At 37.0% G+C, this 14999-nt stretch carries 16 protein-coding genes; 5 read left to right on the forward strand and 11 right to left on the reverse strand.

What is annotated here, in order from left to right:
* Positions 1 to 62: 62 nt before the first annotated feature.
* From K9M53_RS13825 to K9M53_RS13835, 3 genes are all read right to left on the reverse strand, one after another.
* Entirely contained in the window at positions 63 to 1769 is a 1707-nt protein-coding gene (locus tag K9M53_RS13825) for a PQQ-dependent sugar dehydrogenase (RefSeq protein WP_224015921.1), read from the reverse strand.
* A 77-nt stretch (positions 1770 to 1846) separates the two neighbouring features.
* On the reverse strand, positions 1847 to 2836 hold the full coding sequence (gene mgrA, locus K9M53_RS13830; RefSeq protein ID WP_224015924.1) for an L-glyceraldehyde 3-phosphate reductase: 990 nt from the start codon (positions 2834 to 2836) through the stop codon (positions 1847 to 1849).
* 34 nt (positions 2837 to 2870) lie between these two features.
* A complete protein-coding gene (locus K9M53_RS13835; protein WP_224015926.1) occupies positions 2871 to 3305 on the reverse strand; it encodes a type I restriction enzyme HsdR N-terminal domain-containing protein in 435 nt (144 codons plus the stop codon).
* A 60-nt stretch (positions 3306 to 3365) separates the two neighbouring features.
* On the opposite strand from K9M53_RS13835, the gene K9M53_RS13840 reads away from it, so the two are divergent.
* The 3 genes from K9M53_RS13840 (at position 3366) to K9M53_RS13850 (ending at position 5913) form a co-directional block, all read left to right on the forward strand.
* The gene (locus K9M53_RS13840) at positions 3366 to 4136 is read left to right on the forward strand and encodes an AMP nucleosidase (RefSeq protein ID WP_224015928.1); all 771 of its coding nucleotides are present in this window, start codon (positions 3366 to 3368) and stop codon (positions 4134 to 4136) included.
* 172 nt (positions 4137 to 4308) lie between these two features.
* A complete protein-coding gene (locus tag K9M53_RS13845) occupies positions 4309 to 4764 on the forward strand; it encodes a TolB-like translocation protein (protein ID WP_224015931.1) in 456 nt (151 codons plus the stop codon).
* A gap of 72 nt (positions 4765 to 4836) precedes the next feature.
* Complete coding sequence (locus K9M53_RS13850; protein ID WP_224015934.1) at positions 4837 to 5913, forward strand: Ldh family oxidoreductase; 1077 nt, start codon at positions 4837 to 4839, stop codon at positions 5911 to 5913.
* 64 nt (positions 5914 to 5977) lie between these two features.
* Here the strand turns inward: K9M53_RS13850 and K9M53_RS13855 are convergent, their stop codons facing one another.
* The 3 genes from K9M53_RS13855 to K9M53_RS13865 form a co-directional block, all read right to left on the reverse strand.
* The gene (locus tag K9M53_RS13855; RefSeq protein ID WP_224015936.1) at positions 5978 to 6328 is read right to left on the reverse strand and encodes a HesB/IscA family protein; all 351 of its coding nucleotides are present in this window, start codon (positions 6326 to 6328) and stop codon (positions 5978 to 5980) included.
* Positions 6329 to 6377: 49 nt separating this feature from the next.
* Positions 6378 to 6794 (reverse strand): Fe-S cluster assembly scaffold IscU, encoded by a 417-nt coding sequence (gene iscU, locus K9M53_RS13860; RefSeq protein ID WP_224015938.1) that lies wholly within the window; start codon positions 6792 to 6794, stop codon positions 6378 to 6380.
* Between the two features lie 115 nt (positions 6795 to 6909).
* Complete coding sequence (locus K9M53_RS13865) at positions 6910 to 8127, reverse strand: IscS subfamily cysteine desulfurase (protein WP_315857664.1); 1218 nt, start codon at positions 8125 to 8127, stop codon at positions 6910 to 6912.
* Between the two features lie 113 nt (positions 8128 to 8240).
* Here K9M53_RS13865 and mce point away from each other — a divergent pair, with 113 nt between their 5' ends.
* Positions 8241 to 8642: a methylmalonyl-CoA epimerase gene (mce, locus tag K9M53_RS13870; protein WP_224015939.1), complete on the forward strand. Its 402-nt coding sequence runs from the start codon at positions 8241 to 8243 to the stop codon at positions 8640 to 8642.
* Here the strand turns inward: mce and K9M53_RS13875 are convergent, their stop codons facing one another.
* Both K9M53_RS13875 and K9M53_RS13880 read right to left on the reverse strand, forming a co-directional pair.
* The gene (locus tag K9M53_RS13875; RefSeq protein WP_224015941.1) at positions 8643 to 9017 is read right to left on the reverse strand and encodes a rod shape-determining protein; all 375 of its coding nucleotides are present in this window, start codon (positions 9015 to 9017) and stop codon (positions 8643 to 8645) included.
* A 15-nt stretch (positions 9018 to 9032) separates the two neighbouring features.
* Positions 9033 to 9671, reverse strand: a complete 639-nt coding sequence (locus K9M53_RS13880; RefSeq protein WP_224015942.1) for an MBL fold metallo-hydrolase — start codon at positions 9669 to 9671, stop codon at positions 9033 to 9035.
* 82 nt (positions 9672 to 9753) lie between these two features.
* Here K9M53_RS13880 and K9M53_RS13885 point away from each other — a divergent pair, with 82 nt between their 5' ends.
* Positions 9754 to 13134, forward strand: a complete 3381-nt coding sequence (locus K9M53_RS13885; RefSeq protein WP_224015944.1) for a ShlB/FhaC/HecB family protein — start codon at positions 9754 to 9756, stop codon at positions 13132 to 13134.
* A 23-nt stretch (positions 13135 to 13157) separates the two neighbouring features.
* Here K9M53_RS13885 and K9M53_RS13890 read toward each other — a convergent pair whose 3' ends face one another.
* The 3 genes from K9M53_RS13890 to K9M53_RS13900 form a co-directional block, all read right to left on the reverse strand.
* Positions 13158 to 13796 carry a DUF1361 domain-containing protein gene (locus tag K9M53_RS13890; RefSeq protein WP_224015946.1) on the reverse strand — a complete coding sequence of 213 codons (639 nt, stop codon included), beginning with the start codon at positions 13794 to 13796 and terminating at the stop codon, positions 13158 to 13160.
* 70 nt (positions 13797 to 13866) lie between these two features.
* A complete protein-coding gene (locus tag K9M53_RS13895; RefSeq protein ID WP_224015947.1) occupies positions 13867 to 14226 on the reverse strand; it encodes a diacylglycerol kinase family protein in 360 nt (119 codons plus the stop codon).
* A gap of 10 nt (positions 14227 to 14236) precedes the next feature.
* Positions 14237 to 14992, reverse strand: coding sequence for a ferritin-like domain-containing protein (locus tag K9M53_RS13900; protein ID WP_224015949.1), 756 nt, complete (start codon positions 14990 to 14992; stop codon positions 14237 to 14239).
* Positions 14993 to 14999: the final 7 nt, after the last annotated feature.

A 14999-nucleotide genomic window follows, 5' to 3' on the forward strand; every position in this document is an offset into this window, starting at 1 on the left:
TATGATGATAAAACAGAGCCCGGCGAAAATTCACCGGGCTCTATAAGTCTTATTTCTTGTTTTTATCTTATTATTACTTTATCTGTAAAAGAAGCGCCTCTATCCGAAAAAAGCTTTACTACATACATTCCTTTAGCCATGCTTGGCGGCAATCGTACCTCCAGGTAAGATTGATTTAAAGTAACTTCTTTTTCAAAAACAATATTTCCGCTTACGTTTATTACGGTTACGGCTCGTATATTTTCAGCAGAATAAATATGCAATACATTGTCTTGTATAACGGTTGGGTAAATTAACCTGCCATTATAGCCTGTATTATTCAATTTAACTACAGGAGACAAGGTGTAATTGCCATCATTCTGTATTATTTTAAGCCTAAAATAATTTTCATTTGAGTTGATGATACTCTTATCATCATTAGAATAAGTATAATTATTTTCAGCATTATTATTGGCAGGTATGGCAGCAATGGATGTAAATTGTACTCCATTAAAGCTTTGTTCTATTTCAAAGGATGAAGTGTTTATTTCATTAGTGGTAGTCCAATTAAAATTTATTTTATCAATTTGCTTGTCGGCTGTAAAGCTCAATAATTTTACAGGAAGTGCGCCATCCACACCGATCTTATAAATAGTTCCGTTTAAAGAAGTTAAATACAGGTCTCCATTAGTGTCTTCGCCAAAGCTGCTTGCGGGTGAAGGCCAATGGGTTTGCCGGGTAAAAAACCAACCACCGCTACCATCAGATTTTGCCAACCAGCCGTTTGCCGAAGTGTAATCTGTAAACAAATAATATCCCTGCAATGCATCAATATTACCCCGGTAAAAATAACCGCCCACAATGGCTATACCTCCGGTATCATTATGAGGGTATTGAAATATAGGAAATACATAATTGCCCATTGCCCCGCAACCGGAAGTATTGTAAGTGCTGTTGCCTTCATAGCATCTCCAACCATAATTCAAGCCACCTGTATTATTTGCAGCCGTACGAAAATTCACTTCTTCCCAAACACTTTGACCCACATCAGGCAACCATAGATCGCCGGTCTGTTTATCAAAGCTCCAACGCCATGGATTACGTAATCCCAAAGCCCATATCTCTTTCTTAACATTCACATCTGTACTGCTTGCATAAGGATTGTCTTCCGGAATAGTATAGTAGGGCGGCGTGGAAAAAGCATCTACATTAATGCGTATCAATTTCCCCAATAATGAATTCAGGCTTTGGGCTGTATTTTCAGGATTGCCTCCGCTGCCACCATCGCCGGTGCCGAAATACAAATCACCATCTTTCCCAAAGTTCAATTTGCCGCCATTGTGATTGGCGTAAGGTTTTGTAATGGTCAACAATATTACACCGCTTGACGCATCTGCAATATTCGCATCTCCTTCACTTACTCTATATCGGGCTATTGTAATTGAACCGGAGGTATTGGTGTAGTAAATAAAAAAATAACCATTAGTACTGTATTGCGGATGAAATGCAATGCTTAACAGTCCACGCTCTCCGTTACTGGGATCATAATCTGTTAAGGAAGCAACATTTAAAAAAGGGGTAGATAAAACACTTCCATTTTGCAATATCCGAACAGTGCCTGTTTGTTCTACAATGAACAACCTACCTGTTCCATCATTAGCAGATACAATATCAACAGGCTGCGATAAACTCGTAGCAACTGAAGTGAACTTGATAATGGGAGCTTGTGCAAAAAGTCCAAGGTTTGTAAAAAGCAATGTAAAGTATAGGACGTAAATTTTGATATTCATATCGTTGAATTTATACCTTGTAAAGTACAAATTCAATGCCCGAAATCTACGTCCTACCTGTAATTCACTTCGTTGAGTTAACTTAATATTTTTTCAATAGCTGATAGCTCATCTTTTGTAAAGCTCAGTTGATTCAGGCAATCTAAATTATCATCCAGTTGTTTAACCGAACTTGCGCCGATCAATACAGAGCTAATTCTTTTATCTTTCAGCAGCCACGCTATTGCCATTTGTGCTAATGATTGCCTTCTATTTGTTGCTATTTCATTAAGCTGAGTAATTTGTTTTAATCTTTCCTCTGTTATTTCCGATGCCTGCAAATAACCGGAGGCTTTTGCTGCTCTTGAATCAGCCGGAATCCCTTTTAAATATTTATTGGTTAACATTCCCTGCGCCAATGGTGAAAATGGAATACAACCAATCCCCTCTTGCTCCAATACATCCAGCAGGCCATCTTCTACCCAACGGTCAAACATGGAGTATCTTGGCTGATGAATGATACAAGGTGTTCCTAATTGTTTTAAAATATCAACAGCTCTTTTTGTATCTGCAGGCGAATAGCTGGAGATGCCCACATACAAAGCTTTTCCGCTTCTTACTGTATGATCCAATGCCATCATGGTTTCTTCCAACGGCGTATCAGGATCAAAACGATGCGAATAAAAAATATCTACATAATCTATTTGCATACGTTTCAAACTTTGGTCTAAGCTTGACAATAAATATTTACGGGAACCCCACTCGCCGTATGGACCGGGCCACATATTATAACCGGCTTTGGTGGAAATAATTAATTCATCTCTTAGATAATTAGTAAAATCTCTTTTTAAGATCTTACCAAAATTTTCTTCGGCGCTACCGGCTTCAGGGCCATAATTATTAGCGAGGTCAAAATGGGTAATACCTTTGTCAAACGCCCGGTGAATAATGCTTCTGCCATTATCAAAAACATCTACCGAACCGAAATTGTGCCATAATCCCAATGAAATTATCGGCAATAGTAAACCGCTTTTGCCACAGCGATTGTAAGTCATTGAATCGTACCTTGAAGGGGAAGGCGTGTACATAGTTTATTTGTTTATTGATTTAGTGATTTATAGTTTACCAGGCTGGCAATTCGTCTATCGCTTGAAATCGATCATCTATTTTTTCAAATCCAAAACAATAACTGCCGTTTGTAATAATTAAAAATTTTACCGGCAACGCAATGTGATAACGCAATATTTGCTGCAATACTTTTTCATTCAACGTCACATTCATTTCCTTACATTCTATGATCATCCATGCATTGGTATTTGCATCGTACACTACAATATCAGTTCGTTTCTTTAACTCTCCGAGTAACAGCCCTTTTTCAATTGCAATTAACGATGCAGGATATTTTTTTACTTTCGTCAGGTATTGCAAAAAATTTTGTCTCACCCATTCTTCCGGCGTTAGTACTATCCATTGCCTGCGTATCTCATCAAATATTAATTCCTTGTTATCTTCTTTTTTTATTTTAGGTTGATATGCAGGATATTCGATCTTGATCATTCTAACACGATGGAAATTATTGTATATTTATAAATAACAAATAAACGAATAAAGTTTCGCATGAAGACAAAAGAAGAGATAGTTAATAATTGGCTGCCCCGCTACACAGGAGAGAAATTAACCAACTTTGGCAAATATATACTACTAACAAATTTTTCCAATTATGTAGACTTGTTTGCGCAATGGAATAATGTAGAGGTAGTGGGTGCGGGTAAGCCTATGCAATGTGCTACTGCGGGCGATATTACTATTATTAACTTCGGAATGGGCAGCCCTACTGCAGCTACCGTAATGGATTTGTTGACTGCTATAGAACCTAAAGCGGCTTTGTTTTTGGGTAAATGTGGCGGACTTAAAAGACGTAATAAAATCGGCGATCTTATATTGCCTATCGCAGCAATAAGAGGAGAAGGTACAAGCAACGATTATTTTCCTCCGGAGGTTCCGGCATTGCCGGCGTTCATGATGCAGAAAGCCATTTCAACAACTATTCGTGATTATGAATGTGATTACTGGACAGGCACTGTTTACACTACCAACCGCCGTGTTTGGGAACACGATGAAGTGTTTAAAGAATATTTACAAAAAATTCGTGCATACGCCATTGATATGGAAACAGCTACCATTTTTACGGTAGGTTTTTATAATAAAATTCCAACGGGCGCTTTATTGCTTGTAAGTGATAGCCCAATGATCCCGGAAGGTGTAAAAACTGAAGAAAGCGATAAAAAAGTAACCGCACAATTTGTAGAGCGTCATTTAAAGATTGGCATTGATTCATTAAAGCAGCTCATCAACAACGGACTTACAGTAAGACATTTACAGTTTTAATTTTGGCACTTAGCTGTAGTACTGTAATTAAGCATCGTTGTGTCACTCTCTTGTACTGAATAATCTTTATTCATCTACCTTAATAGACAATAATTTATTTAATCTACAGACAACAATAAGAGAGAAGTTTGTCTCTATACTCTTATATTCATCACATTTCAAAATCTCCAACATGAAAAAATTACTTTTAGGGTCTTTTATTTTACTATTTTTTGCTGCAGCCTTAGCTATCGTAGAAGTTAGTTGTTCAAAAAACAATGTTTATGGTGATCCAATAACTCCAAGCCATAGTACAACTATTTTATTTGCCAAATTTGCATATTCAGTGCAAGGAATTGATACTACATATAGTGGATCTAACCTATTTGTTTGTAATAGCGATGGAAGTAATGTAAGACAAATTCCTATCCCTTTACCTGCCTCTTCAATAATAACCCCATTCATAAGTGGTATTGGAATACCTCCACATCTAACTCCTAACGGAGATAGTGTCATCTTTCAGGCAAGCAGTGGCAATCCTTATTACTTTTCAATATACAAATGCGCATTGGATGGAACAGGATTGATAACTATTGCTAGTGGGACAGGAAGCAAAGCTGAAATGCCAATACTTTGTGACGTTAAATAATTTATAGCAGAAATATCAATCGCTATCATAATTGCCTATCATTAAATGATAGACAATTTTTACATTTGCCAAATGCACAAAAAATTCTCTTATCAAGATTTATACAATTTCTCTAAAAATATATTCCTAAAGATCGGTTGCAATGAAACAGATGCAACAACAGCTACTAAAGTTTTACTGTCTGCCGATTTACGTGGTGTAGATAGTCATGGTATTGCACGGTTAAGCGGTTATGTACGTTTATGGGAAGTAAAAAGAATCAATGCATCACCCAAAATAAAAATAGTACATGAAACACCTTCTACTGCTGTTGTAGATGGCGACAGTGGATTAGGATTAGTAGTAGCCCCTGTTGCCATGCAAATAGCTATTGACAAAGCAAAAATTGCCGGCACGGGTTGGGTAAGTGTAAAAAACAGTAATCACTATGGTATTGCCGGTTATCATGCTATGATGGCTTTGGAAAATGATATGATCGGCATGTCAATGACGAACGCCTCTGCTTTGGTTGCTCCAACATTTTCTGTTGAACGTTTATTAGGAACAAACCCGATTGCTGTTGCAATCCCTGCCGGTAAAGAACAACCTTTTGTTGCTGACTTTGCAACAACAACGGCCGCCAACGGCAAGCTGGAAATCTTACAAAGAAAAAACTTAGATGCGCCTAGCGGTTGGGTACAAACGAAAGATGGTTTACCATCCAACAATGCCAACGAATTAAAAAACGGTGGTGCATTATTGCCATTGGGTGGCGATAAAGAACATGGCAGTCATAAAGGATACATGCTGGGTTCGATAGTAGATATTTTTTCTGCCGTATTAAGCGGCGCTAATTATGGTCCTTGGGTTCCTCCTTTTCCTGCGTATGTTCCCATGCCGGAGAATATGCCGGGTGAAGGGATTGGGCATTTCTTTGGCGCCATGCGAATAGATGCATTTCGCCCGGCGGAAGAATTTAAAGCCAATATGGATCAATGGATCCAACGTTTCAGCAGTGCTAAAACTTCTGAAGGTCATGAAAAAGTGATCATACCCGGCGAACCGGAAAGAGAAATGGAAGCAGATAGAATGCAGAATGGCATTGAATTATTACAACCTGTAATTGATGACCTTACTACACTTGGAAAAAAATTCGAGATCGAGTTTTAAATAAAACAAAAGTGCCGCTTCAATTAAGAAACGGCACTTCTTTCATCAAACAAAAATAAAAATTTTATACGGCAAAGCTTTCTCCACAACCACAACTTCTGCTGGCGTTGGGGTTATTAAAATAAAACCCTTTACCATTCAATCCATCACTGAATTCTAATTTAGTATTAACGAGGTATAAAAAGCTTTTTAGATCGCAAACGATCTTTATTCCATTGTCTTCAAAAACGTGGTCGCCTGCTTTTTGTTCGTTATCAAAATCCATTTTATAACTCAACCCACTGCAACCGCCTCCTACTACTCCTACACGTAAAAAATAAGTAGGGTCATTTGCAACACCTGCATCCTGCATCAAAGCAATTACTTTTTCTTTTGCTTTTTCACTGATGTATATTCCGTTTTCTGCGTCTACCATGTCAATAAAGTTTTACAATTATTATATAACGCTTTAAATTGGTTTTTGTTTAGTGCACCACACTCTCATCAAACTGAATAGCTTCCATTCCGTTTTTAGTACGATAATCGTTGATAGCAGCTTTGATCGCATCTTCTGCCAAAACAGAGCAATGTATTTTTACCGGAGGAAGGTTTAACTCTTCCACGATATCCATGTTATCTATTTTTAAGGCCTGATCAACACTTTTTCCTTTTAACCATTCTGTAGCTAAAGATGAAGATGCAATAGCAGACCCGCAACCAAATGTTTTAAATTTTGCATCGGTGATCATGCCATCAGCATTTACTTCAATTTGCAAGCGCATAACATCGCCACATTCCGGCGCTCCCACTAATCCTGTTCCTACGTTTTTTTGATTCTTATCCAATGTTCCAACATTCTTTGGATTTTGATAATGATCTATTACTTTTTCTGAATAAGCCATTTTTTATTTGCCCCAACCCCTAAAGGGCTTTTGTCTCTGCGGGTGCAAGCAGATTTTACATTTATAAATAATTCTCAAAGTTGCTTAAGCCAGGTTTCCTTTAATGGGCGAAAGGTTAATGATGTGCCCATTCAATTGTGTTCAGATCAATTCCTTCTTTATACATTTCCCATAAAGGACTCATTTCTCTTAACTTTAAAACTGTATCACTTATTGCCTTAATGGTATAATCAATTTGCTCTTCGGTAGTGAAACGTCCTAAACCAAAACGCAAAGACGAATGTGCTAAATCATCACCCAAACCCAATGCCTTTAAAACATAGCTTGGTTCTAAAGAAGCCGATGTACAGGCAGAGCCTGAACTTAAGGCAATGTTTTTATTAAAGCCCATCATTAACCCTTCTCCTTCTACATATTTAAATGAAATATTGCTTACATGCGGCAAACGCTGTTGACGGCTTCCATTTACATATGCTTCTTCCAATTTCAATAATTCTGTTTCCAGTTTATCTCTTAGTTTACTGATGCGTTTTATTTCTTCTTCCATTTCCAAACGACACAATTCGCAGGCTTTACCAAACCCTACAATACCGGGTACATTCAACGTCCCGCTGCGCATTCCTCTTTCATGCCCACCTCCATCAATTTGCGCTGTAACTTTTACTCTTGGGTTTTTACGACGAACATACAAAGCACCGATCCCTTTTGGTCCGTACATTTTATGTGCGCTGAAAGCCATTATATCAATGCCATCCTGCAATACATTCACCGGAATTTTTCCAACTGCCTGCGTAGCATCTGTAAAAAACAATGCTCCGTGTTTTTTTGCAATAGCGCTTATCTCTTTAACAGGTTGAATGGTTCCTGTTTCATTATTTGCATACATCACGGCTACTAAAATAGTGGTTGGTTTCATCGCTGCTTCTAACTCCTGCAGATCGATCAATCCTTCTGAGTTTACAGACAAGTAAGTAATTTCTGCGCCCAGTTTTTCCAGGTGCTTACAGGTATCCAACACTGCTTTGTGTTCCGTTGTAACAGTTATAATATGATTGCCTTTGCTGGCATACATTTCAAATACACCTTTTATTGCCAGGTTATCCGCTTCGGTAGCGCCGGAAGTAAAAATTATTTCTTTTGCATCAGCACCGATCAACTTTGCTACCTGTTCACGAGCCATATCCACAGCGCCTTCTGCCTCCCAGCCAAAAGCATGATTGCGACTGGCGGCATTTCCAAAATGTTCCAGGAAAAAAGGGGTCATTGTCTCCAAAACTCTTGGGTCCATAGGAGTAGTAGCATTGTTATCCAAATAAATCGGCAGTTTCAACATAAATCTTGCTTAATTTAAAGTGCAAAAGTATTACAAAACATTCTATTTTAGCTTAGAAAACGAAGAATAAGCGGGGCTTTTCCCTATTTCGTAACATTTTTTAATATATTTCGATGACGAATACTGAACATATTGGAATAGCCGTGAAAAGCCTGGATGTTTCTATTCCTTTATTTGAAAAATTGTTGAATACGACGTGTTATAAAACCGAAGTTGTAACATCGGAAAATGTGAATACCGCTTTTTTTAAGATGGGAGAAACCAAGATCGAATTATTAGAAAGTATGGTGCAGGATGGCGTTATTTCAAAATTTATAGAAAAGAAAGGGGAAGGACTTCATCATATTGCATTTGAAGTTGCAGATATTAAGTCCGAAATGGAACGATTAAAAAAGGAAGGTTTTATTCTATTGAATGAGGAACCTAAAAAAGGCGCCGACAATAAGCTGGTTTGCTTTGTTCATCCAAAGAGCAGCAATGGGGTTTTGGTGGAGTTGTGCCAAACGATACGCTGATTAATCAAACTGCAATATTGCTTCTTCATTACTTAGTTTTCTGGTGTGCTCAATTAAAATAATATGCGCTGCACCTGCTTGTTCAGCAACATCTCTCAAAGCTCGCTTTTCTATTTCAACCAACCCTCCTTCTACCGGCTCCATTTGTTGAATTAAAGCTTTTAGTGAATGCTGAAAAATGCCCCCTTTTCCATTCAGTTCTTTTAATATATCTCTTATCACTAACTCCAGCACATTAAAATCAGCTATAACTACTCGTTTTGTCGAAAACCCTTGCTCAGAAATTTTTGAAACAGTTTTGCCTGTTACAAGATTGGTGATCTCAACTTTATTGAAATATATTTTTATGTAGATCGGTATTCTTTTAAACAGCATTTCATTTAAAAATTACTACTGCAAATATGGATTATACTTTTTCTCTTCTTTTATTGTTGTAACATCTCCATGCCCGCTGTACACTTTAGTTTCATCAGGCAATACAAATAATTGGGTGCATATGCTGTTTATTAATGTTTGATGGTCGCCTCCCGGCAGATCTGTTCTACCAACACTTTGCTGAAACAACACATCGCCGCTGATAACAAAATTTTGCTTCGCACAATAAAAACTTACACTCCCCGGCGAATGACCCGGAGTAAATAATATCTGTAATTCATCTTCGCCAAACGTGATAGTAGTTCCTTCTTTTAAAAAGGCTAGTTCACCTGCATAATTGTCAAAAGGCATGTTATACAGTAAACCCGATGCAGGCGCAAATTCCAGTAATTGCTTTTCTTTTTCATGTATATGAAGCGTTAGCTTCCATGTTTCTGCAGCAAATTTATTCCCGAATACATGATCGAGGTGACAATGCGTATTCAATAATAATTTTGGATTCAGGTTGTTTTCTTCGATGAAATTTTTTAACGTTTCCTTTTCATCGTCAAAATAACATCCGGGATCTATAATGATGCAATCCTTTTCATCATTGTATAAAACATAGGTATTTTCCTCTATAGGGCTAAATACAAAGCTTTTAATATGTAACATTTTCCAAAGTTTGGCTGATTAAACCAATATTTTTACGATTGATTTGAATCAAGTAATTTTAGTATCAAATATCAAAGATAGCATGGGTAAATACATCAGAATATTTTTTCTAATATCCTCCCTCATATTTATTTCCTCTCAGTCATATGCACAGGTAAGTTCGGTTACGTTTGGAAAAAACAGGGTTCAATTCAAAAAATTCAAATGGCAATACTATCAAACTAAAAATTTCAACATCTATTTTACTCAAAACGGACAAGAGCTGGCAAAGTTTGCCGCACAAGTGGCAGAAGAAGAATTACCTGCAATTGAAACTTTCGTTGAATATTCTTTGCAACGCCGGGTTACCATTGTTGTTTATAACGAATATGCCGATATGCAGCAATCTAATATTGGATTAGGAAACGATTGGCAAAGCACCAATGGCGTAACCAAATTGGTAAATAATAAAATGGTTGTGTATTTCAATGGCGACCATTCCAATCTTCGCAAGCAAATAAAAGAAGGCATTGCGCAGGTACTAACAGAAAATGTTTTGTTTGGTGAGGACCTTGGCGAAGTAGTAGGCAATCAAACGCTATTGGATCTGCCAAAATGGTTTACCGATGGATACATTGCTTTTACCGCACAAAACTGGAGCACCCAATTAGATGATGAACTAAAAAGTGAAATACTCAGCGATAAATACAAAAACTTTTATGCGTTTGCCTTTGAAAACCCTGACCTGGCAGGACATGCGTTTTGGTACTACGTGCAGGAAAAATACAAAAAAGAAAATGTTACTTACCTGCTTTATTTATGCCGCGTATATAAAAATGTAAATAAGGCTTTTAAACAGGTATGCAAGAAAAAATTCAAGTACGTATTGGCAGATTTCATGCAATACGAAAATGAGAAATATGAAAACGATATCAATAAACGCAAAGCTTATCCAAAAGGAACTTCTGTTGAAAGCTTCAACATTAATAAACGTCATGATTATTATCGCATCAACGTAAACCCTAATAAACGCAATAATTCTTATGCGTACATCGAATATAAAAAAGGAATCACCCGTTTAAAATATTACGATGATGATGAAGGAAAAACAACCGTATTATTAAAGTATGGTGTATTAAGCTATCAAAACCAGGTTAACCCTAATTATCCGTTAATGGCGTGGGATCCTAAAGGAACAAGATTAGCATTTATTTATTTGGAAAAGGGGAAACCGACATTAATTGTATACGATGTAGTTACAAAGAACAGGGGCTTTTTGGTAAATCTTAGTAATGAGTTTGATCAGATACAGGATGTAAAATACATGCTTGATAGTAAGACACTTTTATTGAGCGCTGTTAAAAACGGGCATACAGATATTTTCACTTATAACATCGATAATCAAAAAGTAACACAAATTACTAACGACGTGTACGACGACCTGGATGCAAGTTTTGTGGCATTTCCTAACAAAACAGGAATTCTATTTGCAAGCAATCGCCCGAGCCCTTATGCTAAAACTGCCGACACTGTTTTGCCAAGCAAGAACCGTTACAATATTTTTCTGATCACCAACTTTGGCTCTAAACCTGAATTAAACCAGATAACCCAATTATCTGATCTAAAATATGGCGATGCACGTTATCCAACACAATACAACGAAAGTCATTTTACTTTTATAAGTGATGAGAACGGTGTGGCTAATCGTTACGCAGGTTTTTTCACTACCAAAAAAGCAGGGCTGGATACATTAGTGCTGATCAATGACGACATCCTCCGAAACCCTTCTGTTACAGAAGTGGATAGCGCATTGCGTGCCAATAAAAAAACGGATGTTGATTCTATTGCAGTAATAAGTGTATCGGATGATTCTGCTTATACATTTCCTCTGACCAATTATGAAAGCAGCGTGGTAGAAACAAGAATTGCAGGAACTAACCGGCAAGTAAGCGAGGTAACAAGAGATGGTGACGAAAAGACTTTGTATAAATTAAAGATCGATGAGAACACCTTACATCGTCGCAACGTAACTGTTCCGCCTACTACTTATATGAAGGAGATCATAATGGCAGACAAGGTTGTTGAAACAAAAATTGATTCTGCACTATTGCCAACTGTTGATACCACCAAAAAGAAAGCAGATATTTTTCAAAGTGAATTTGAAGACGAAAAACAGGATAGCAGTAAAGCAGGAGCGGGTAATCTATTTTCAGAAGAAAAGCCGGTTACAGAAAACGTATTAAAAACTGCCAAGCTATTTACCTACAAACCCGTTAAATTTTATGTAGACAATACCGATGTTGGGTTTGATAATACTTTATTAGGTCCACGTTTTCAGCCATACACCAACGGTTCCGGGCCAATTTATTCTAACACAAGCAGCGTATTCAATCTACTAACAAAAATCGGCACCAGCGAATTACTGGAAGATCAAAAAGTAACCGGCGCCTATCGCCTTTCCACTAACTTAAGTGATGCAGAAGCATATATTGGTTATGAAAATTACAGACGCCGTTTAGATTGGGGAGGAAACTATTACCGAAAATCAGAAGGCGGTTATGCGGCTATCATAGGAAACCTGCAGTATAACGCCAAAGTATATACAAACATTTATACTCTTAATGCTTCTTACCCGTTTGATGTAAGCAGAAGTATTCGCTTTTCTACAGCCTTGCGCTCTGATAATATTGTTTTGATACCGGCAGACAGCATAAGCCTTTTAGTTCCTAACCAAAGAAATAATTATTGGTTGAATCATTTGGAATATGTGCACGATAATGTATTAAATCCTGCTTTGAATATCTGGAATGGGTTGCGTTACAAAGTTTACATTGATTGGAATACCCGTTTAAATACCATAAAAGAAATTGGTGGACAAAACCTTGGTAAAGGTCTTTTCAACTGGGGATTTGATGCCCGTTATTATTATCCTATTTACAGAAACTTTATTTGGGCAGGAAGAGTTGCCGGTGATTTTAGTTGGGGCGGACAAAAGACGGTATTTTATTTAGGAGGCACTGATGGCTGGTTCAACCCTGAATTCAATTCAAGCAACAAGCCGGACCCTTCACAGAACTACGCCTTCCAGGGATTGGCAGTTAATCTAAGAGGATTCAATCAAAATATTGCAAACGGAAATAATTCTGTTGTTATTAACAGCGAATTCCGTTTGCCTGTAGTTACAACATTATTCAATACGCCGGTAAATAATGCTTTTTTAAGAAATTTTCAATTGATCCAATTCATTGACCTGGGCAATGCCTGGACAACTGATTTTGCTCGCCCTCAATTCTTATCCGATCCTTTAGGTCCTGTTCAAGTACGAATCAAAGCTGGGGGTATTGGTCCTTTTGCAGGAGGCTATGGCTTCGGTGCAAGAAGCACATTACTGGGTTATTTTTTAAGATTCGACCTGGCTTGGCCAATGGTTGGCTTCTTTAGCGGTAAGCCGGTAACTTATTTTAGCATGGGACTGGATTTTTAATTAAGCTTTTATTTAAGCAGTTATTACAATTTTATTTTCCATACATACTTTACTGGAATAAAGAGAAGAAAAACAAATCCTGCAAAAACAAAAGTGAAGGCCCACGCATGGAAATAATTGAATGGAAAAACAAAAAGCTTCACTACTGAAATCAGTAGCCCTCTTGGATGATTGGTAACATTCCAGCTGTTCCAACGCTGGAACCTTCCTAAATAAACACCAAATGCACCTAAGAACAAACACATCAAAATAATGGCATCTGCATATCGCTGCTTTACAAACTGACGAAGAAATATCTCTACTTTATATAGCGATGCAAAAGCCAGTATTAACCCTGCTATTGCTGCCGAAAGTATCAACAACGCATCATACCAAACAGGAACCTTTGTTTCTAATTTCAAATGCATAAGATCCGTTACTATATACAAGGAATTGGGAAAAAACAATAACCATCCAATAAACAATGCAGCAGAAAAGATTTTGATATCTTTTTCACCTGCCAATAACTTGCTTAATTGAAAAGGTATCCATGCTAAAAATAAATTCCATAGTAAAAAAATGTACATCATACTATCTGAATAAAATATTCTTGCACCAATTAAGCAGCCTGCAAAAGCGATAAATGCAAAACTTATTTTTTCTACCGGAGATACATGTTTCATTGTTAAATTTTTTTATTAAAAAGAGTACGGATATTTTGTTTTACATCAGATACATTATGGCGGCTGATTTTTATTTATAAAAAGCTGTTATTTTAGGAAGAAAAATAATAACAGCAATTACAACACTTCCAATAGCACTGATCAAAACTGCACCTGCTGCCACATCTTTCACTATTTTAATTTGTTTATTATAACCTGGCGAGATCACATTACTAATTTCTTCTAAAGCAGTATTAACCATTTCCAACGCCAACACTGCAGCAATACAAGCCACCACAACAATCCATTCTACATAAGAAATATGCAACAGAATTCCGAGAACAATGCAAATAACAGTTGCTATAAGATGAATTTTAAAATTCAGCTGCGAAACTATACAATGTCTTATTCCATTACCGGCATACGCAAATGATCGAAACAACTTAATCATCTTAACAGTATTAAAAAGATGTTTTATAATTATATTGATGTTTAGGTTTTACAATTTCCGGCTTTAGGCTGCCAATGGTTTTATAAAACTTCATCATCATTTTTTTATAGTATTGCCTAAAATTATTGTTCCCAGCTTTAAATAACCTTCTATGCGCAACCCATACTACCAACGTAGTTGCAATAAAGAAGTATTTATAGAAATGCCAGGAGATGACTTTGTTGAAGCTTGTCTTCAGCTCAAAGATCATAGCAAATCGTTCCTGTTGAAAAACAATGTGTGGCGCTTCATCGATCAGTATGTCGGTGCAAATTTGTTTTAACAGTGTGCAATCGGTAGCATTTTTTAATGATTGATAAAATACTTGTGCTGCACTTTCTACTGTTATCACAGCTAATGTCCATGCTTCCATACTTGTATTAAAGTACCGTACTTTTCTAAATAGGCTGTCGCCCCAATCTTTTTTAATCCGCTTCTCTCCTATCAGGTCAAGATATCTTCCAAGGTTATTCCCATGTTTTTGTTCTTCTTTAATGAACAACTTAACAGCTTCTACATATAGAGCATCATCAACTTTAGCAGCATATAGCCTGCTTGCATTTATCAAATTATGTCCGTCGGATGTCTCACCTAATTGCCATGCCTGCAATGATTTTAAAACCGTTTTAATTTCCTCTGCTGTAATTGTTGGTTGCAGGTTCCAATCAATTCTGTTGCGTTGACTGTTTTCTTTGAAATAATCAATCCATTGTTTAGACGTTTTCATATTAATC

The organism is Ferruginibacter albus, assembly GCF_020042285.1.
Lineage (GTDB): Bacteria > Bacteroidota > Bacteroidia > Chitinophagales > Chitinophagaceae > Ferruginibacter > Ferruginibacter albus.